Below are 16,593 nucleotides of genomic sequence, written 5' to 3'. Positions count from 1 at the left end.
CCCCGCCCCGCGGAGCGCCTGACCATGTCGCTGGCGCCGCGCCTCGATTTGCGGCAATCGCAATCGCTGGTGATGACGCCACAGCTGCGGCAGGCCATCAAGCTGCTGCAGTCCTCCAACCTCGAAGTCACCGCCTTCGTCGAAGAGGAGCTAGAGCGCAACCCGCTGCTGGAGCGGGACGAGCGGGCACCGCCCGGACCGGATTCCGGGCACCGCGTCGATACCTCCCCCGTCGTCGCCGAGGGAGCCGACAGCCATGCCGCCGCCGTCTCCGATACGCTGCCGAGCGAGGCGGCCGGGCCGCTCGACGCCGAGTGGGACAACGTCTATGACGCCGGCGGCGGCTACGAGTCGCCCTATGGCCGTGGCGGCCGCGCCGATTTCGATGAGAATCTCGCCGGCATCGACGACCTGGCCGCCGCTGCGCGCAGCCTCCGCGAGCATCTCGGCGAGCAAGTCCGCATCGCGTTCCACAATCCGCGCGAAAGGCTGATCGCCGCCCAGCTTCTCGCCCTGGTCGACCCCGCCGGTCGGCTGGCGGTGGAGGATGGGCAGATCGCCGCCGCCCTCGGCTGCAAGGAAGCCGAGGTCGCCAATGTCCGTGGCCGCATGCAGCGCTTCGACCCGGTCGGCATGTTCTGCCGCAACCTCGCCGAATGCCTCGCCGTCCAGCTTGCCGAGCGCAACCGGCTCGACCCGGCCATGCAGGCGCTGCTCGACCATCTCGACCTGATGGCGCGGCGCGACCGCGTGGCGTTGATGTCCGTCTGCGGCGTCGATGCCGAGGATCTGGCCGAGATGATGGCCGAGCTTCGCCGCCTCGACCCGAAGCCCGGCGCCAGCTTCGACGCCGCCCCAGCCCCCGCCCTCGTCCCCGACGTGCTGATGCGCCGCGCGCCCGATGGCGGTTGGCTGCTGGAGCTGAATCCGGAAACCTTGCCGCGGGTGCTGGTCAATCGCGGCTTCCATGCCCGCTGCCAGGTCGGCGCACGGAACAAGGAAGAGAAGGCCTTCCTCGCCGAGCGGCTGCAAAGTGCCAACTGGCTGCTGAAGAGTCTGGAGCAACGGGCCAACACTATCCTGAAGGTCGCCAGCGAGATCGTCCGCCGGCAGGACGGCTTCTTCCGCCATGGCGTCGAGTATCTCCGCCCGCTGATCCTACGCGACGTGGCGGAGGAGGTGCAGATGCATGAGAGCACCGTGTCCCGCGTCACCGCCAACAAGTACATCGCCACGCCCCGCGGCACCTTCGAGCTGAAATACTTTTTCACCACCGCCATCGCCGGCACCATGGGCGGCGAGAGCCACAGCGCCGAGGCGGTGCGGCACCGCATCCGCGCTATGATCGAGGCGGAGGACCCGGAGGCCGTGCTCTCCGATGATGCAATCGTGGAGCGGCTCAGGCAGGAAGGCGTGGACATCGCGCGGCGAACAGTGGCCAAATACCGGGAGGCGTTGCGCATCCCATCATCTGTGCAACGCAAGCGGGAGAAGGCCGTCCCGGCCTGATCCTGCCGCGGGGCGCATCCCGCGCCCCCGGCGCTGCGGCCGGGCCGTCCTTCCGTCTGACGGAAGGAGGTTTGTCCACATGCACATCACCGTCGCAGGCAAACAGGTCGAAACCGGGGAGGCGTTGAAGACGCATGTCCGGGAGGGGCTGGCGGTCATTGCCCGCAAGTATTTCGACCATGCGCTGGAGGCGAACGTCACCTTCCGCCGCGACGCCAAGGGCCGGATGGGGGCCTTCTTCGCCTGCGACATCAACCTGAAAGCCGGACGCAACCTCTTCATGCGGGGCGAGGGCGAGGGCGTCGACGCCCACAAGGCCTTCGAGGTGGCAGCCGAGCATGTGGCCAAGCGCCTCCGCCGCTACCGCCGGCGGGTGAACGACCATGCCCGCAACCTTGCCGAGGGCCGGCCAGGAGAGGCGGCGACGCAGTATGTGTTGCAGGCCGAGCCGGATGAGGTCGAGGAACTGGCCGAGCCTGTCGGCGACCACAGCCCGATCATCGCCGAGCAGCCGACTGACATCGCCCGGCTGACGGTGAGCGAGGCGGTGATGCGGCTCGATCTCACCCAGGCGCCGGTGCTGATGTTCCGCAACAGCGGCTCCGGCGCGCTGGCCGTGGTCTACCGCCGGCCGGATGGCTGCGTCGGCTGGATCGACACGCAGGCGGGGTAGCGAACCCTGAGCCCCGGGCGCTTCAGCCCGGGGCTTTCATGCCTAGTGGACGCGTACAGCCGCCAGCTCGTGCTGCTCGATGGCGGCGATGGCGAGCTCGGCGGTCGGCGCGGCGCCGATCGGAGTACCGTCGGCGGCATGGATCGACATGGCCTGTACGCCATTCACCACGACGGGGCGGATATAGGCGATCTCCTGTACCCCGAAGCGTGCCCAATCCTGTACGGAAAGCTGGCGGAGGGCCAGGGCGGCCTGGTTCGCATCGCCCCAAACGTTGGAAGACTGATCGTTCTTCATCACACTCTCTCCTTTCGGCATGGCCCCATTCGGGCATCCATGCGCTCGGCGCCCGTGCCGGGGCTCAGCCCCGGCTGGCACGCCCCTCGACAACGGGCAGTGGCGCCCCGTTGACCGTTCTCGTCTCAACGCTCCGGGCCGTCGACGCGTTCGCTGCACTTCCCTGGGAAGCGCCGCCGCGGGCCCCGTTGCCGTTGATCTGAATGGTCCTGACCCTCACCTCCGGCTGTGGCCGCTGCAGATCGACATGCAACAGGCCGTTATCCAGCCAAGCGCCCTCCACCTCGATCCCTTCGGCGAGCACGAAGGCACGCTGAAACTGCCGGGCGGCGATGCCGCGATGGAGGAAGATCCTCCCCTCCGAATCATCGCGCTGCCGGCCGCGGATGACGAGCTGGTTGTCCTCCTGCGTGATTTGCAGGTCCTCCATCGCGAATCCCGCGACGGCCAGCGTGATCCGCAGCCGGTTTTCGGCGGTCTGCTCGATGTTGTAGGGCGGGTAACCGTCGGCATTCTTGGCGACGCGGTCGAGCATCTGCTCGAGATGGTCGAAGCCGAGGAAGAGCGGCGAGCCGAAAACCGATGGACGCGACAAAAGCGGGGCCTCCTCATCCGGAGCGGGGCAGGCGGCCGAACCCGAAGCACCCGGCCACAACGTGAATCTTGTCAGTGGCCAGGCCGGTTGCAAGGGGGGATCACGGGGGCTACATCGCCCCTCTCCCATGACCACGAAACCCGCCCTCCTGCCGATCCTGCTCGTCCCCGACTCCCGACTGCGCGCCAAGGCCCGCCCGGTCGGCCAGGCCGATGCCGATGCGGTCCGCGCCCTCGCCCCGCGAATGCTCGACGCCATGTACAAGGCGCCCGGCATCGGCCTCGCCGCCCCGCAGGTGGGGGAGCTGCTGCGACTGGTCGTCGTCGATCTCCAACCGGAGGAGAAGCCGGCGCCGATCGTGCTGGTGAACCCGGAGATCGTCGTCGCCAGCACCGAGCTCTCGACGCGGGAGGAGGGCTGCCTTTCCCTCCCCGGCCAGTATGCCGAAGTCACGCGGCCAGCGCGGGTGAAGCTGCGCTACCTGGACCTCGAAGGCGCGAAGCGCGAGATCGAGGCCGAGGGGCTCCTGGCGACCTGCCTGCAGCACGAGGTCGACCACTTGAATGGAGTCCTCTTCGTCGACCACATCTCCCCGCTGAAGCGAAACATGCTGCTGCGCAAGCTGGCGAAGGACCTGAAGGCGCGGGGGCGGGAGTGAGACTCGCCTTCATGGGCAGCCCGGATTTCGCCGTGCCGGCGCTCCGGGCGCTGCATGGGGCGGGGCATGAGATCGCCGCCGTCTATTGCCAGCCGCCGCGCCCGGCCGGGCGCGGGCAGAAGGAGCAGCCCTGCCCGGTCCACCGGGCGGCGCTGGAGCTCGGCCTGCCGGTGCGGACGCCGGCGCGGCTCAGGAAGGACGAGGCGGAGCATGCCGCCTTCGCCGCGCTCGGGCTGGAAGCCGCGGTCGTCGCCGCCTACGGGCTGATCCTGCCGCGCACGATGCTGGAGGCGCCACGGCGTGGCTGCCTGAACATCCATGCCTCGCTGCTGCCGCGCTGGCGCGGGGCGGCGCCGATTCAGGCCGCCATCCTCGCCGGCGATGCCGAGAGCGGCATCACCATCATGCAGATGGAGGAAGGGCTCGATACCGGCCCCATGCTGCTGAAGGGCACGGTCCCGATCGGGCCACGCACCACGACGCCCGAGCTGCACGACGCGCTGTCGGCCATGGGTGCAAGGCTGGCGCTGGAGGCGCTCGACCGGTCCCCCCCCACCCTCCCCCAGTCCGCGGAGGGCGCGACCTATGCCCCGAAGCTCAGTAAGGCGGATGCGCCGCTCGACTGGACTCTGTCGGCCGCAGCGCTGGACCGCCGGGTGCGGGCCCTGAACCCCTGGCCGGGCACCGTCTTCACCCTGGCCGGCGAGACGATCCGCGTGCTGGCGGCGGAACCCACCGAGGGCGCCGGACCGCCCGGCACGGTGCTGAACGAGGCCGCCCTCATCGCCTGCGGCGAGGGCGCACTGCGCCTGCTGCGGCTGCAACGGCCAGGGCGTGGCCCGCTGCCGGCCAGAGATTTCCTGCGTGGCTTCCCGCTACCGCCCGGCGCGGTGCTTGGGTAGTGCCGCTCTATGCGCTGACGCTGGAGTATGACGGCACGCCTTTCGTCGGCTGGCAGCGCCAGGGCAGCGGTCTCTCCATCCAACAGGTGTTGGAGGAGGCGGGCGCCGCGCTTGACGGTGGCGTCATGCCGCTGGCCATCGCCGCCGGACGCACCGATGCCGGCGTCCATGCCGAGGGCCAGGTGGCACAGCTCGCCCTTCAGCGGGAGATGGCCCCGGAGCGGCTGCGGGAAGCGCTGAATTTTCACATGAAGCCGCACCCGCTGGTGGTGGTGCGCGCCGCGCTGGCGCCGGCGAGCTGGAATGCCCGCTTCTCCGCCGTGCAGCGGGGCTATCGCTATCGCATCCTCAACCGCCGCGCCCGGCCGGCGCTGGAGGCCGGCCGCGTCTGGCATGTGCCGGCGCCGCTCGATGCCGCGGCGATGCATGCGGCGGCGCAGGGTCTGCTCGGGCGGCACGACTTCTCCGCCTACCGTGCCGCCGCCTGCCAGGCGAAGACGCCGGTGCGGACGCTGGGGCGGCTCGACGTGATGCGGCAGGGCGAGGAGGTGCTGATCCTCGCCGAGGCGCGCAGCTTCCTGCACCACCAGATCCGCAACCTGGCGGGGACGCTGCTGGAGGTCGGCCTCGGCAAACGCGGGGTGGAGTGGCCGCGGCGCGTGCTGGAAAGCCAAGACCGGTCCAAGGCCGGGCAGACGGCGCCACCGGAAGGGCTGACCTTCCTCTTCGTTCGCTATGGCGAGGAGATCGGCTGGCTCTAGCTCCCGCTCAGCCGCCCGACGACCCCGCCGACCGCGAGCCCCAGCGCCAGGTCGAGCACCACGAAGGCCGTCGCCATGCCGCCCGGAATGCGTAGCGCGCTCCGTGCCGCGAACCATTCGAGCCAGAGCGCGTAGCCGATCCCCGCCAGCCCCAGCCCATGCGCCAGCAACGGCGGTAGGCCGAGCTCCGCCGGCACCGTCAGCGCCAGCATCACCAGGTACTGCACGACATTCGTCCAGTTCCAGGCGGCGACGAAGCGAGGCCACTCCGCCCTTCGCCCCGCTGCCTCCGCCAGCGGCAGGGAGAGCAGGGCAAAACCGACCCAGGCGCAGGCATAGCCGAGCAGCTCCGCCACCAACCCGCGCAACAGGCCGAGCTCCGGCCCGCCACTCCCGGACCAGGCGAGGAAGCGCAGCGCGAGGAAGGCCGGCAGGCAGATCGCCGCAGCCCAGAAGCTGCGGCCGGCGCCCGCGGGGGAGCCCTCCATAAGCAGCAGACCATCCACCCTGCCGCGGGCGAGCAGCAGCGCGCCGCGCAGCCCGGCCTCGATCACCAGGCGAAGCGGGATGAGGCGGGGCGGGTCGGTCAGCCGAGGCTCTCCTCGAGCACGGCGCGATAGAGCGCAGCCAAGTCGCGCAGTTCCTGGACCGGCACGCATTCATCGGCCTTGTGCATGGTGCTGCCAACGCCGCCCAGTTCGGCGACCGGGCAGAAGCGAGCCAGGAATCGCGCATCGGAGGTACCGCCACCGGTATCGAGCGCCGGCGTCTCGCCGGTGCTGCGCTCGACCGCCCGCTTCAACGCATCCACGAAGGGGCCGGGCGAGGTCAGGAAGCTTTCGCCGGAGCAGTCGACGCGCATCTCGTACCGCGCCTCCTCCGCCCGCAGCGCCGCATGCAGTCGCTCGGTGAGGCTGGCGCTCGTGTGCCGGTCGTTGAAGCGGATGTTGAGCATCGCCCGTGCCTCGCCGGGGATGACGTTGTTCGCCGCATTGCCGACATCGAAGCCGGTGACCTGCAAGGTCGTGGGCTCGAATAATTCGCTGCCATGGTCGAGCGGCTCGGCGGTCAGGCGGTGCAGCACGCGGACCAGGCGATGGATCGGGTTGTCGGCATGCTGCGGATAGGCGCTGTGGCCCTGCGTACCGAACAGGGTGATCCAGGCCGTCATGCTGCCACGCCGCCCGACCTTGACGATGTCGCCGAGCCGCGCCCGCGAGGTCGGCTCGCCGACCAGCGCCATGTCGGGGATCTCGTCCCTGGCCGCCAGCCAGTCCAGCACGCGCACCGTGCCGTCCTTGGCGGGGCCTTCCTCGTCGCCGGTGATGAGCAGGCTGATGCTGCCCGGCGGGTTGGGGTTGGCGGCGAGATAATCGGTGAGGCCGGCAACGAAGGCGGCGATGCCGCCCTTCATGTCGCAGGCGCCGCGGCCATAGAGCAGGCCGTCACGGACGTCGGCGGCGAAGGGGTCGTTGGTCCAGTCCCCGGCGCCGGGCGGCACGACGTCAGTGTGCCCGGCATAGCAGAAATGCGGCCCCTCCGTGCCACGGCGGGCAAAGAGGTTCTCCGTCTCGCCGAAGCGCATCCGGTGGCAGGTGAAGCCGAGCGGGCGCAGCGCCGCCTCCAGCACGCCGAGCGCGCCGGCATCGGCGGGCGTCACGCTCGGGCAGCGGATCAGGGCCCGGGCGAGCGGCAGCGGGTCGGTCGGGGCATTGCGCATGGGTGGATCAGTCGCGCAGCAGCTCGTTGATGCTGGTCTTCGCGCGCGTCTGCGCATCGACGCGCTTGACGATGACGGCGCAGTAGAGCGAGGGGCCGGGCGAGCCGTCCGGCAGCGGCCGGCCGGGCAGGCTGCCGGGCACCACGACGGAATAGGCCGGGACGCGGCCGATATGCACCTCGCCCGTCGCACGGTCGATGATCTTGGTGGAGGCGCCGAGGAAGACGCCCATGGAGAGCACCGCGCCGCGCTCGACGATGACGCCCTCGGCCACCTCGGAGCGGGCGCCGATGAAGCAGTCATCTTCGATGATGACGGGGTTGGCCTGCAGCGGCTCCAGCACGCCGCCGATGCCGACGCCGCCCGAGAGGTGGCAGTTCTTGCCGATCTGCGCGCAGGAGCCGACGGTCGCCCAGGTATCGACCATGGTGTTGCGGTCGACATAGGCGCCGACATTGACGAAGCTCGGCATCAGCACGACGCCCGGCGCGATATGGGCGGACTTGCGCACCACGGCGCCCGGCACGGCGCGGAAGCCGGCCTCCTTGAAGCGGTTCGGGCCCCAATCGGCGAATTTCAGCGGCACCTTGTCATAGGCCCCGGCGGCGGTGTCCATCGGCGCCGAATCGGTAAGGCGGAAGGAAAGCAGCACGGCCTGCTTCAGCCACTGGTTCACCCGCCAGCCGCCCTGGCCATCGGGCTCGGCGACGCGAGCCTCGCCGCCATCGAGCGCCTCAAGCGCGGCCATGACCACGTCGCGCTCCTCGCCGCGCGTCGCCGAGGAGAGACTGTCACGGCGCTCCCAGAGGGATTCGATCGGGGCCTGGAGGGCGGAAAGGGTCATCGGCGGGGTCCCTGGACGAAGGCGGCCGGACCATGCCGATGCGGGCGCGCCCGTGTCAACGGAGTGGGCGCGGAGAGTCTCCCGCAGGCGTCCCCAGGACGGCCATCCCGAGCGGCGGCCTGTCCGTCCGTGCTGCGCTCCGCAACGCCAGGGAAGGCTCTTAACCCCGCATTCAGGGGCGGGGGCGCAAGGTGGTGCGCATGGATTCCGCCGCACCCTTGACCCTGCTCGCCGGGCTGCCCGGTGCCTTCCTGGAATCCAGGCAACGCTGGCAAGATTTCGCCAGCCTTGCCGCCGACCTGGCCTTCGAGACGGATGCGGCGGGGCGTCTCACCTTCCTCTGGCCGGAGCGGGTGTTGGGACAGGAGGCAGCGGCGTTGCTGGGCGAGCCGGCGCAGCGGCTGCTGCTCCATCCGGAGCCGGACCCTTTCGTCACGCGGCAGCCGATGCGGGGCGTGCAGGCCTGGCTCGCCGGGGCGGAGCCAGGATGCTTCAACCTCTCGCTGGTGCCGCTCGCCGATACCGCGGGACGCTTCGCCGGGCTCCGCGGCGTCGGCCGGGAGGTAACCTCCGAACTGCGCGAGACGGAGGCGCAGGCCGCCACGCTGCGCCGCGCCAAGGCGCTGGAGACGCTGGTGCGCCGGGTGCGCCGCCAGGTGCTGGCGCCGCGCATGCTGACCTCGACCCTGGAGGCGCTGGGCCCGGCCCTCGGCTGCTTCAGCGCCGCCGTGCTCGAGATCGGCGCGAACGGGCAAATTCGGACCCTCCACCGGCATGGCGCCGAGCCCACCCCGCTCTTTGCCGTCCTCGCCCCGCTGCTGGAGGCGACGGCACCGGCCTTCGGCACCGGGCCTGCGGGCGAGCCGCTGGCGCTGCTGCCGCATTTGCATCGCACGATGCCTCGCCATGCGCTGCTCGCCTGGCGCCAGGCTGGGGCAAGGCCCTTCGACAAGGATGACGAGCACCTGCTGGCCGCCGCCGCCGACCTGCTCTTCGTCGCCCTCGGCAATCAGGTCCTGCAACAGGAGCTGGAGCTTCAGGCCCGCACCGATGGGCTGACCGGGCTGCTGAACCGCCGCGCCTTCCTTGAGGATCTCAACCGTCGGCTCGACCGGCTCGCCATGTCGCGGGATGCCGTGGAACGCGGCGCCCTGCTCTTCCTCGACCTCGACAATTTCAAGCCGCTGAACGACCGCATGGGCCATGAGGCGGGCGATTCCGCCTTGGTCGCGGTGGGCAGGCTGCTGCGTGACATCGTCCGCCCGACCGATCTGATAGCCAGGCTTGGCGGCGATGAATTCGCTGCTTGGCTCGAGGATGCCGACAGCGCGGCCGCCATCATGCGGGCGGAGGCGATCTGCCGAACCGCTCTCACCGTGCTGCCCAGGCTTGTTCCCAGCTTCGCCCTGCCGCTGACCTTCAGCATCGGCATCGCCATGCGGACGGTCGATGGTTCCGACACGCCGGACAGCCTGATCGCCCGGGCGGATACGGCCATGTATGCGGCCAAGCGGCATGGCAGGAATGGCTGGCGCCTAGCGCCCAGGACGACGGAGGGGTGATGGCCAGCAAGACGACCTTCGAGGTTGCCAAGCGCCTCGCGCGGGACGGGGCCGAAGCGGAGCGGATAGCCATCGCCGCCCTGCCCGGCACGCGGCCGGAACTGCTCTACTACCTGGCCGGCGACGGCAGCCCGGCGGTGCGCGGCGCGGTCGCCGGCAATGCCGCAGCGCCCGCCCAGGCGGACAGGGTGCTGGCCAGCGATGCCGACCCGGCAGTGCGGGCCGCGCTCGGGCGGAAGCTGGCACCCCACGCCGCTGCCCTCGCCATTGCCGAGGACCGACTGGGGGCAATTGCCTGGCAGGCACTGTGCAGCCTCGCCCAGGATACCGCGATCCACGTCCGCGCCGTCATTGCCGAGGAATTGAAGGCGATGCCGGATGCGCCGCATGACCTGATCCTCCGACTCGCAAGCGATGCGGCGATGGAGGTAGCGGAACCCGTCATCCGCCTCTCGCCCATGCTGAGCGAGGAGGACCTGATGGCGCTGATCGTCGCGCCACCCGTGCCGGATACGTTGACCGCCGTCGCCCGCCGGCCGGCGCTGAGCGAAAGCCTTTCCGACGCCATCGCAACCTCGAAAAATGAGGCGGCGATCGGGGCGCTGCTCGCCAACCCCTCGGCCGCCATCCGCGAGCAGACGCTGGACGGGCTGATCGTCCAGGCAGCGACGCGCATCCGCTGGCAGGAAAGCCTAGTACGCCGCCCCTCCCTGCCGCCCCGGGCGCAGCGGGCGCTCGCCCTCTGCGTTGCCGGCCATCTGCTGGAGGCGCTGGCCGCCCGGCCCGACCTCGCGCCCGATCTGGCCCGCCGGCTTCAGGACCGCGTGGAGGCTCGGCTGTTGGAAGGGGCGGCAGACCCTCCAGCGGGCGCGCTCTTTGAAGCGGCGGCCCGGCGCGGCGACCATGCCGCGATGGCAAGGCTGCTGGCGCAGGAGGCCTCCGTCACCCTCCAGGCAGTGGAGGAGGCGGTGCGGCTGCGCAGCGCCCGCGCACTGGTCAGCCTCTGCTGGCAGGCGGGCTTCGGCATGCGCTGCGCCCTGCTGGCGCAGAGCGTGCTCGGCCAGCTTGCGCCGGGCACCGCGCTGCTGCCCGGGCCGGATGGGGACTGGCCGCTTTCCAATGCCGAGATGCTCTGGCAGATCGAGCTCCTGGCCGACCCGCTGGTCAGGGCTTGATGAGGGTCCCGGCGCCGCCGTCGGTGAAGAGCTCGCGCAGCACCGCATGCGGCACGCGGCCGTCGAGGATGACGGCGGCCTTCACCCCGCGCTCGATGGCATAGATGCAGGTCTCGACCTTGGGGATCATCCCGGCCGAGATCCAGCCCGCGGCGATGCCAGCCTGCACCTCAGACACCGTCATCTCAGGGATGAGCTGCCCGTCCGGGCCGAGCACGCCGCGCACATCGGTCAGCATCAGCAGCCGCTCGGCGCCGAGCGCGCCGGCGATGGCGCCGGCGACGGTATCGGCATTGATGTTGTAGGTCTGCCCGTCCTCGCCGACGCCGACCGGGGCGACGACCGGGACAATGTCGGCGCCGATCAGCAGGCGCAGCACGCGGGTGTCGACCGAGGCCGGCTCCCCGACGAAGCCGAGGTCGAGCACCTGCTCGAGATGCGAGCCGGGGTCCTTCACCGTGCGCAGCAGCTTGCGCGCCGTGACCAGCCCCCCATCCTTGCCGGAGATGCCGACGGCGAGCGCGCCGGCGCGGGTGATGGCCTCGGCCACTTGCTTGTTCACCGGCCCGGCGAGGACCATCTCGACCACGTCGAGCATCGCCTCATCGGTGACGCGCAGCCCCTGGATGAAGGTGGATTGCACGTTCAGCCGCTTCAGCATGGCGTTGATCTGCGGCCCGCCGCCATGCACCACGACAGGGCTCACCCCCACCTGCTCCAGCAGGGCGATGTCGCGCCCGAAGCGGAGCGCCGTCTCCTCCTCGCCCATGGCGTGGCCGCCATACTTCACGACGATGATCTGGTCGTCATAGCGCTTGAGGAAGGGCAATGCGCCGGCCAGGGTCTTCATCGGGTCGAAGGCGTCGTCGGTCATCGGCCGGGCTCTCCGGAACTGGCGCGGGGGCTGTAGGGGCCCCACCGCGGGCGGTCAAGCCGTACGGGCGAGCGAAGCCATCTCGGCGCGCAATTCGGGGATCCCCTGCCCCGTCCGGCTGCTGGTGACGAGCACCAGCGGGTGGCCGGCGGTCTCCTCGCGGGCAAGCTTCTCGGCCTCGGCGATGCGCTGCTTCAGCCACCAGGGCTTGGCGTCGTCGGCCTTGGTGAGGACGATCTGGAAGGGCACGGCCGCCTCGGTCAGCAGGCTCATCGCCGCCCGGTCGCCGGCCTTGGTCTCGATCCGCGCATCGAGCAGGAGGATGACGCGCCGCAGGGTCGCCCGGCCACGCAGGAAGTCGAACATCAACCCCTGCCAATCGGCCTTCACGCTCTTCGAGGCCTGGGCATAGCCATAGCCCGGCATGTCGACCAGCGTGAGCTGGTCGCCGAGATTGAAGAAGTTGAGCTGTTTGGTCCGCCCTGGCGTGTGCGAGACGCGGGCCAGAGCATTCTGCCCGGTAAGCGCATTCACCAGCGACGACTTGCCGACGTTGGACCGACCGCAGAAGGCAATCTCCGGCCCCTCCGCGGGTGGCAGCTGGTCGATCTTCTGCGAGGCGTAGAAGAAAGTGCAGGGCTTGGTGAAGAGCTGCCGCCCCGCCTCGATCAGCGTGGCCCGCTCCGCCTCGGTCCGCGCCTCGCTGAGGCCGCCCGCCAGGATGGCGGCGTTGGCGGGCAGCGCGTGCTCGACCATCAGCCCTTCTTCGCCACGGCCGGCACGGCGAGGCCGGGCTTGCCGCCCCCGCGCTTCGCCTCCAGCGCCATGATGTAGCGCTGCTGCAGGATGGAAAGCAGGTTATTCCAGGACCAGTAGATGACGAGACCGGCAGGGAAGCTCGCCAGCATGAAGGTGAAGATCACCGGCATCCATTGGAAGATCTTCGCCTGGATCGGGTCCGGCGGCTGCGGGTTCAGCTTCTGCTGGAAGTACATGGTGGCGCCCATGATCAGCGCCCAGGCCGGCATGTGCAGGTAGTGCGTCAGCTGCATCGGGTCGTAGGGGATGAGCCCGAACAGATTGAACAGGTTGGTCGGGTCGGGCGCCGAGAGGTCGTGGATCCATCCGAAGAAGGGCGCATGCCGCATCTCGATGGTGACGAAGAGCACCTTGTAGAGTGCGAAGAAGACCGGGATCTGGATGAGGATGGGCAGGCAGCCGGAGGCTGGGTTGATCTTCTCCGTCCGATAGAGCGCCATCATCTCGGCCTGGGCCTTGGCCGGGTCCTCCTTATGCCGCTCGCGGATCTCCTGCATCTTCGGGCCGAGGATCTTCATCCGGCTCATCGACTTGTAGGCCTTGTTGGCCAGCGGGAAGAAGGCCGCCTTCAGCGCCAGGGTGAAGACCAGGATAGCGACGCCGAAGTTGCCGAAGATGGTGAAGAGCCAGTCCAGCGCGTAGAAGAACGGCTTGGTTAGGAAGTAGAACCAACCGAAATCGACGGCCTTGTCGAAGTCCGGGATGCCGAGCCGCTCGCCATAGCTGTCGAGCAGCCGCACCTCCTTGGCACCAGCGAAAAGACGGATGCCATTGGCGGCGCTGGCGCCTGGGGCGATGCTCTGCGGTGCGACCGGGGCGAAATCGACCTGCCAGCGATCCTCCGGTCCGCGCGGCCCGGCCTCGGTGGTGTGGCGGTAGGCGGCGCGGTAGCGCTGCGCCGGATCGACGGGCGAAAGGGCGGTCAGCCAATACTTGTCGGTGAAGCCGGCCCAGCCCGCCCCGGTTTCCTGCTCGAAGGCGGCGCCGCTGCGCTTGGCCGCCTCGCTCTTGGCGTTGCCGTAGGTCTCTTCCCGCAGCCGCCCGTCGAGCACGCCGACGAAGCCTTCGTGCAGGATGTAGAAGCCCTGGGTCGGCGGCGTGCTCTCCCGGCGGATGCGCGACCAGGGCAGCACCTGCACCGGCTCGACGCCGTTGTTGCGCACGCGTTGCTCGGCGGTGAGCATGTAGTTCTCATCGAGCGAGAGCCCGATCTCGAAGACCTGACCCTGCCCGTTGTCCCAGCGCAGCGTCACCGGAGAGGCAGGCGCCAGCGCGCTGCCTTCCGCCGCCCAGTCCGTGTCGTTGGCCGGCACGCGGGTGCGGCCATCGGCGGCCGTCCAGCCCCATTGCGCGTAGTAGGGCGCGCCGCCCTCGCGCGGCGCGAACAGCCGGACGAGCGACGAGTTCTGATCGACCGTCTCGCGGTAGCCGCGCAGCACCAGGTCATCCAGCCGGGCGCCGCGGAGGGAGAGCGTGCCCTGCACGCGTGGCCCCTCTACAGGCAGGCGCGCGGCGGGCGTCGTCGGCGTGCCGGAGGCGGGCGAGGCATCGGTTGGCGCGCGGAGCGGCCCGGCCGGGCCGGGCGTCGGCGCCGGCTGCTGCGCCTCGGCCGCCTGCTGCTGCTGCACGCGCTGCGCCTCCCGCGCTGGGCGGTTCAGGGCATCGAATGCCAGCAGGATGCCGATCGAGATGGCGATCGCCACGAAGAGGCGCTTCTGGTCCATGGAAAAGCTTCAGCCTTTCGGCAGGGTCTGGGGCGGCACCGGGTCGTAGCCGCCAGGGTGCCAGGGGTTGCAGCGGAGGATGCGCCCCGTGGCTATCCAAGCGCCGCGCAGCGCGCCATGGGTGCCGAGCGCCTCCAGCGCATAGTCGCTGCAGGAGGGATAGAAGCGGCAATTGCAGCCGAGCACCGGCCGCAGCGTCCATTGATAGGCGAGGACGGCCCCCTTCAATGCGGTTCCGGCGGCGCTCATTCGGGCGTCACACCGGCTTGGCGAAGGGCGCCGCGCAGGTCAGCGAGCAATTTATCCCAGGGACGGGCACCAGTCCCGTCGCGGGCGATGAGCACGAGGTCCCAGCCCTGCGGCGGGGTCTCGCCCTGGGCCAAGCCTGCCAAGGTCAGTCGTGCCGCCTCCCGCAGCCGGCGCTTGGCGCGGTTGCGGATGACGGCATTGCCGATCTTCTTAGTGGCGGTGAAGCCGAGTCGCACCTGCCCTTCGGGCTGCGGCAGGGCCTGCAGCACCAGGGAGGGGCGCGCGGCCTTCCGGCCCCGGCTGGCGACCCGGAGGAATTCGCGGCGCTTGGTCAGCCGGGGAAGGCGGCCCGGCATGCGGAATTCCCCCGCGGCCCGTCAGGCGCTGAGCTTGGAGCGGCCCTTGGAGCGGCGGTTGGCCAGCACCTTGCGGCCACCGACCGTCGCCATGCGGGCGCGGAAGCCATGCCGGCGCTTCCGGACGAGCTTGGAGGGCTGGTAGGTACGCTTCACGATCGATCTCCGACTGGGTTCGTCCGGCCGTGTCCCGAGGGGAATTGCCCGGAGGACTTGCGCGAACGGCCGGCGACCCTTGCGGCTGGGTCCCGGCGAAGGCGGGAACGTATAGGGAGGGGATGGGGGCGGCGTCAATCGCAGCCGGGCGCTCTGGCGCTGCGCGGCCGGCTGGCGTAACCCCCGCGCCGACACCTTAACTCTGCTGAGCACGGGGATGCGCATGCCGGATTTCGACGTGGTGGTCATCGGCGCGGGCGCGGCCGGGCTGTCGGTCGCGTCCATCTCGGCCGGGCTCGGCCTCAGGGTCGCGCTGATCGAGCGCGGGCGGATGGGCGGCGACTGCCTCAACTATGGCTGCGTGCCCTCGAAGGCACTGCTTGCCGCGGCCCATGCCGCCGCCTCGGCGCGGCAGGCGGCGCGCTTCGGCATCCGCCTGCCGCCGCCCGAGATCGATTGGGCCGGGGTGCGCGCCCATGTCCATGGCGCCATCGCCCGCATCGCGCCGAATGACAGCGCCGCCCGCTTCCGTGGCATGGGCGTCGAGGTGATCGAGGCCTCGGCGCATTTCATCGCTCCCGACGAGATCGAGGCCGGCGGGCGGCGCCTGACCTTCCGCCGGGCCGTCATCGCCGCCGGCAGCAGCGCGGTGGTGCCGGACCTGCCAGGGCTCGACGGCGTGCCATGGCTGACCAACGAGACGCTGTTCGACCTGGAGGAGCCGCCCGGGCACCTCATCATCCTGGGCGGCGGGCCGATCGGCCTTGAGATGGCCCAGGCCCATGCCCGGCTCGGCTGCCTCGTCACCGTCATCGAGGCTGGGCCGCGCATCGCCTCGCGGGAGGATCCGGAGCTGGCCGAGGGCCTCAAGGCCGCGCTGGTCCGCGACGGCGTCGAATTCCGCGAGGGGGTCAAGGTCGTCCGCCTCAAGCAGCTGGAGCCGGACAGCCTCGCCGCCCAGGCCGGCGTCGTCGCCGTGCTGGAGGATGGCATCCGCATCGCGGGGACGCATCTGCTGCTCGCCATCGGCCGGACGCCGCGGCTTGCCGGGCTCGACCTGGTGACGGCCGGAGTCGAGGCGAGCCCGCGCGGCATCGTGACCCGGGCCGATCTTCGATCCGTCTCCAACAGGCGGGTCTGGGCGATGGGCGACATTGCCGATCCGCAGGGGATCGGCCCGCGTGCCTTCACCCATGTGGCGAGCCAGCATGCCGGCATCCTGGTCCGCTCCATGCTGTTCCGCCTGCCCTTCACCAAGGTGAGCTACGCCGCCCTGCCCCGCGTCACCTATGCCGACCCCGAGCTGGCGCAGATCGGCCTGACCGAGGCGGAGGCGCGCGAGGCGGGCCATGCCGAACTTTCCATCCTCCGCTGGCCGGTCGCCGAGAATGACCGCGCGGCCGCCGAGGGGCTGACCGATGGCCTCGTCAAGCTGGTGGTGGGCAAGGGCGGGCGGCTGCTCGGCGCCGGGGTGCTGGCGCCGCATGCGGGCGAGATGGCCGGGATGTTCGGGCTGATGATCGGCCGCCGCCTGCCGCTCTCGGCGCTGGCCGGCATGGTCCTGCCCTACCCCACCCTGGCCGAGGCCGCGAAACGCGCCGCCGGGGATTATTACGCGCCGAAGCTTCTCTCACCCTTCACGAAACGTCTCGTCGGCTTGCTGAAACATCTGCCTTAGGGGCATTCATGCCGCCACCGGGGCTAAAGGAGTTCAGACGT

At 70.5% G+C, this 16,593-nt stretch carries 19 protein-coding genes; 8 read left to right on the top strand and 11 right to left on the bottom strand.

Translation table 11 applies throughout. The features are described from left to right. Positions 1 to 24: 24 nt before the first annotated feature. Together rpoN and hpf are read left to right on the top strand one after the other, a co-directional pair. On the top strand, positions 25 to 1,509 hold the full coding sequence (gene rpoN / locus JMJ56_RS19300) for an RNA polymerase factor sigma-54 (RefSeq protein ID WP_202833407.1): 1,485 nt from the start codon (positions 25 to 27) through the stop codon (positions 1,507 to 1,509). A gap of 79 nt (positions 1,510 to 1,588) precedes the next feature. After that, a complete protein-coding gene (gene hpf, locus JMJ56_RS19295; RefSeq protein ID WP_202833406.1) occupies positions 1,589 to 2,182 on the top strand; it encodes a ribosome hibernation-promoting factor, HPF/YfiA family in 594 nt (197 codons plus the stop codon). A gap of 42 nt (positions 2,183 to 2,224) precedes the next feature. Here hpf and JMJ56_RS19290 read toward each other — a convergent pair whose 3' ends face one another. Both JMJ56_RS19290 and JMJ56_RS19285 read right to left on the bottom strand, forming a co-directional pair. Beyond that, positions 2,225 to 2,479, bottom strand: coding sequence for a DUF1150 family protein (locus JMJ56_RS19290; protein ID WP_202833405.1), 255 nt, complete (start codon positions 2,477 to 2,479; stop codon positions 2,225 to 2,227). A 64-nt stretch (positions 2,480 to 2,543) separates the two neighbouring features. After that, positions 2,544 to 3,014 (bottom strand): Hsp20 family protein, encoded by a 471-nt coding sequence (locus tag JMJ56_RS19285; RefSeq protein WP_236038014.1) that lies wholly within the window; start codon positions 3,012 to 3,014, stop codon positions 2,544 to 2,546. Positions 3,015 to 3,201: 187 nt separating this feature from the next. On the opposite strand from JMJ56_RS19285, the gene def reads away from it, so the two are divergent. Genes def through truA form a run of 3 tightly spaced genes read left to right on the top strand, consistent with a single transcriptional unit; the run spans position 3,202 to position 5,395 of the window. Further along, positions 3,202 to 3,732 (top strand): peptide deformylase, encoded by a 531-nt coding sequence (gene def, locus JMJ56_RS19280; RefSeq protein ID WP_202833404.1) that lies wholly within the window; start codon positions 3,202 to 3,204, stop codon positions 3,730 to 3,732. Next, a complete protein-coding gene (fmt, locus tag JMJ56_RS19275; RefSeq protein ID WP_202833403.1) occupies positions 3,729 to 4,634 on the top strand; it encodes a methionyl-tRNA formyltransferase in 906 nt (301 codons plus the stop codon). Before def ends, fmt begins: the two co-directional genes overlap by 4 nt. Then, positions 4,634 to 5,395: a tRNA pseudouridine(38-40) synthase TruA gene (gene truA / locus JMJ56_RS19270; protein WP_202833402.1), complete on the top strand. Its 762-nt coding sequence runs from the start codon at positions 4,634 to 4,636 to the stop codon at positions 5,393 to 5,395. The genes fmt and truA overlap by 1 nt, the downstream gene beginning before the upstream one ends. On the opposite strand, the gene JMJ56_RS19265 is transcribed toward truA, so the two are convergent. From JMJ56_RS19265 to dapD, 3 genes are read right to left on the bottom strand one after another with little or no spacing between them, the layout of a single operon-like run. Further along, positions 5,392 to 5,949: a hypothetical protein gene (locus JMJ56_RS19265; RefSeq protein ID WP_202833401.1), complete on the bottom strand. Its 558-nt coding sequence runs from the start codon at positions 5,947 to 5,949 to the stop codon at positions 5,392 to 5,394. The two genes, truA and JMJ56_RS19265, sit on opposite strands and share 4 nt — an antisense overlap. 32 nt (positions 5,950 to 5,981) lie before the next feature. Continuing rightward, positions 5,982 to 7,115 carry a succinyl-diaminopimelate desuccinylase gene (dapE, locus tag JMJ56_RS19260; protein WP_202833400.1) on the bottom strand — a complete coding sequence of 378 codons (1,134 nt, stop codon included), beginning with the start codon at positions 7,113 to 7,115 and terminating at the stop codon, positions 5,982 to 5,984. A gap of 7 nt (positions 7,116 to 7,122) precedes the next feature. Continuing rightward, a complete protein-coding gene (gene dapD, locus JMJ56_RS19255; RefSeq protein ID WP_202833399.1) occupies positions 7,123 to 7,959 on the bottom strand; it encodes a 2,3,4,5-tetrahydropyridine-2,6-dicarboxylate N-succinyltransferase in 837 nt (278 codons plus the stop codon). 200 nt (positions 7,960 to 8,159) lie between these two features. Here dapD and JMJ56_RS19250 point away from each other — a divergent pair, with 200 nt between their 5' ends. Then, complete coding sequence (locus JMJ56_RS19250) at positions 8,160 to 9,521, top strand: sensor domain-containing diguanylate cyclase (protein ID WP_202833398.1); 1,362 nt, start codon at positions 8,160 to 8,162, stop codon at positions 9,519 to 9,521. Continuing rightward, positions 9,521 to 10,696 (top strand): DUF2336 domain-containing protein, encoded by a 1,176-nt coding sequence (locus JMJ56_RS19245; protein ID WP_202833397.1) that lies wholly within the window; start codon positions 9,521 to 9,523, stop codon positions 10,694 to 10,696. The genes JMJ56_RS19250 and JMJ56_RS19245 overlap by 1 nt, the downstream gene beginning before the upstream one ends. Here JMJ56_RS19245 and argB read toward each other — a convergent pair. From argB to rpmH, 6 genes are read right to left on the bottom strand one after another with little or no spacing between them, the layout of a single operon-like run. Next, on the bottom strand, positions 10,686 to 11,570 hold the full coding sequence (argB, locus tag JMJ56_RS19240; RefSeq protein ID WP_202833396.1) for an acetylglutamate kinase: 885 nt from the start codon (positions 11,568 to 11,570) through the stop codon (positions 10,686 to 10,688). The two genes, JMJ56_RS19245 and argB, sit on opposite strands and share 11 nt — an antisense overlap. A 54-nt stretch (positions 11,571 to 11,624) precedes the next feature. Further along, entirely contained in the window at positions 11,625 to 12,326 is a 702-nt protein-coding gene (gene yihA / locus JMJ56_RS19235; protein ID WP_202833395.1) for a ribosome biogenesis GTP-binding protein YihA/YsxC, read from the bottom strand. Continuing rightward, complete coding sequence (yidC, locus tag JMJ56_RS19230; RefSeq protein WP_202833394.1) at positions 12,326 to 14,113, bottom strand: membrane protein insertase YidC; 1,788 nt, start codon at positions 14,111 to 14,113, stop codon at positions 12,326 to 12,328. The genes yihA and yidC overlap by 1 nt, the downstream gene beginning before the upstream one ends. A 9-nt stretch (positions 14,114 to 14,122) precedes the next feature. Continuing rightward, positions 14,123 to 14,362, bottom strand: coding sequence for a membrane protein insertion efficiency factor YidD (gene yidD, locus JMJ56_RS19225; RefSeq protein ID WP_202833393.1), 240 nt, complete (start codon positions 14,360 to 14,362; stop codon positions 14,123 to 14,125). Further along, positions 14,359 to 14,718, bottom strand: a complete 360-nt coding sequence (rnpA, locus tag JMJ56_RS19220; protein WP_202833392.1) for a ribonuclease P protein component — start codon at positions 14,716 to 14,718, stop codon at positions 14,359 to 14,361. The genes yidD and rnpA overlap by 4 nt, the downstream gene beginning before the upstream one ends. Positions 14,719 to 14,739: 21 nt before the next feature. Then, a complete protein-coding gene (gene rpmH / locus JMJ56_RS19215) occupies positions 14,740 to 14,874 on the bottom strand; it encodes a 50S ribosomal protein L34 (RefSeq protein WP_202833391.1) in 135 nt (44 codons plus the stop codon). Between the two features lie 223 nt (positions 14,875 to 15,097). On the opposite strand from rpmH, the gene JMJ56_RS19210 reads away from it, so the two are divergent. Continuing rightward, positions 15,098 to 16,552 carry a dihydrolipoyl dehydrogenase family protein gene (locus JMJ56_RS19210; RefSeq protein ID WP_202833390.1) on the top strand — a complete coding sequence of 485 codons (1,455 nt, stop codon included), beginning with the start codon at positions 15,098 to 15,100 and terminating at the stop codon, positions 16,550 to 16,552. Positions 16,553 to 16,593: the final 41 nt, after the last annotated feature.

This window comes from Belnapia arida (assembly GCF_016773205.1).
In the GTDB taxonomy this organism is placed as follows: Bacteria; Pseudomonadota; Alphaproteobacteria; order Acetobacterales; family Acetobacteraceae; genus Belnapia; species Belnapia arida.
Note: the sequence above shows the minus strand (reverse complement) of the source record. Positions and strands in the feature narration are given on the sequence as shown.

Excerpts from the sequence above, each read along its gene's own strand:
- yidC (WP_202833394.1), bottom strand. The coding sequence starts at position 14,113 with ATGGACCAGAAGCGCCTCTTCGTGGCGATCGCCATCTCGATCGGCATC.
- JMJ56_RS19285 (WP_236038014.1), bottom strand. The coding sequence starts at position 3,014 with ATGCTCGACCGCGTCGCCAAGAATGCCGACGGTTACCCGCCCTACAAC.
- yidD (WP_202833393.1), bottom strand. The coding sequence starts at position 14,362 with ATGAGCGCCGCCGGAACCGCATTGAAGGGGGCCGTCCTCGCCTATCAA.
- rnpA (WP_202833392.1), bottom strand. The coding sequence starts at position 14,718 with ATGCCGGGCCGCCTTCCCCGGCTGACCAAGCGCCGCGAATTCCTCCGG.
- yihA (WP_202833395.1), bottom strand. The coding sequence starts at position 12,326 with ATGGTCGAGCACGCGCTGCCCGCCAACGCCGCCATCCTGGCGGGCGGC.
- JMJ56_RS19250 (WP_202833398.1), top strand. The coding sequence starts at position 8,160 with ATGGATTCCGCCGCACCCTTGACCCTGCTCGCCGGGCTGCCCGGTGCC.
- hpf (WP_202833406.1), top strand. The coding sequence starts at position 1,589 with ATGCACATCACCGTCGCAGGCAAACAGGTCGAAACCGGGGAGGCGTTG.
- JMJ56_RS19290 (WP_202833405.1), bottom strand. The coding sequence starts at position 2,479 with ATGAAGAACGATCAGTCTTCCAACGTTTGGGGCGATGCGAACCAGGCC.
- argB (WP_202833396.1), bottom strand. The coding sequence starts at position 11,570 with ATGACCGACGACGCCTTCGACCCGATGAAGACCCTGGCCGGCGCATTG.
- dapD (WP_202833399.1), bottom strand. The coding sequence starts at position 7,959 with ATGACCCTTTCCGCCCTCCAGGCCCCGATCGAATCCCTCTGGGAGCGC.
- rpoN (WP_202833407.1), top strand. The coding sequence starts at position 25 with ATGTCGCTGGCGCCGCGCCTCGATTTGCGGCAATCGCAATCGCTGGTG.
- dapE (WP_202833400.1), bottom strand. The coding sequence starts at position 7,115 with ATGCGCAATGCCCCGACCGACCCGCTGCCGCTCGCCCGGGCCCTGATC.
- JMJ56_RS19210 (WP_202833390.1), top strand. The coding sequence starts at position 15,098 with ATGCCGGATTTCGACGTGGTGGTCATCGGCGCGGGCGCGGCCGGGCTG.
- JMJ56_RS19245 (WP_202833397.1), top strand. The coding sequence starts at position 9,521 with ATGGCCAGCAAGACGACCTTCGAGGTTGCCAAGCGCCTCGCGCGGGAC.
- def (WP_202833404.1), top strand. The coding sequence starts at position 3,202 with ATGACCACGAAACCCGCCCTCCTGCCGATCCTGCTCGTCCCCGACTCC.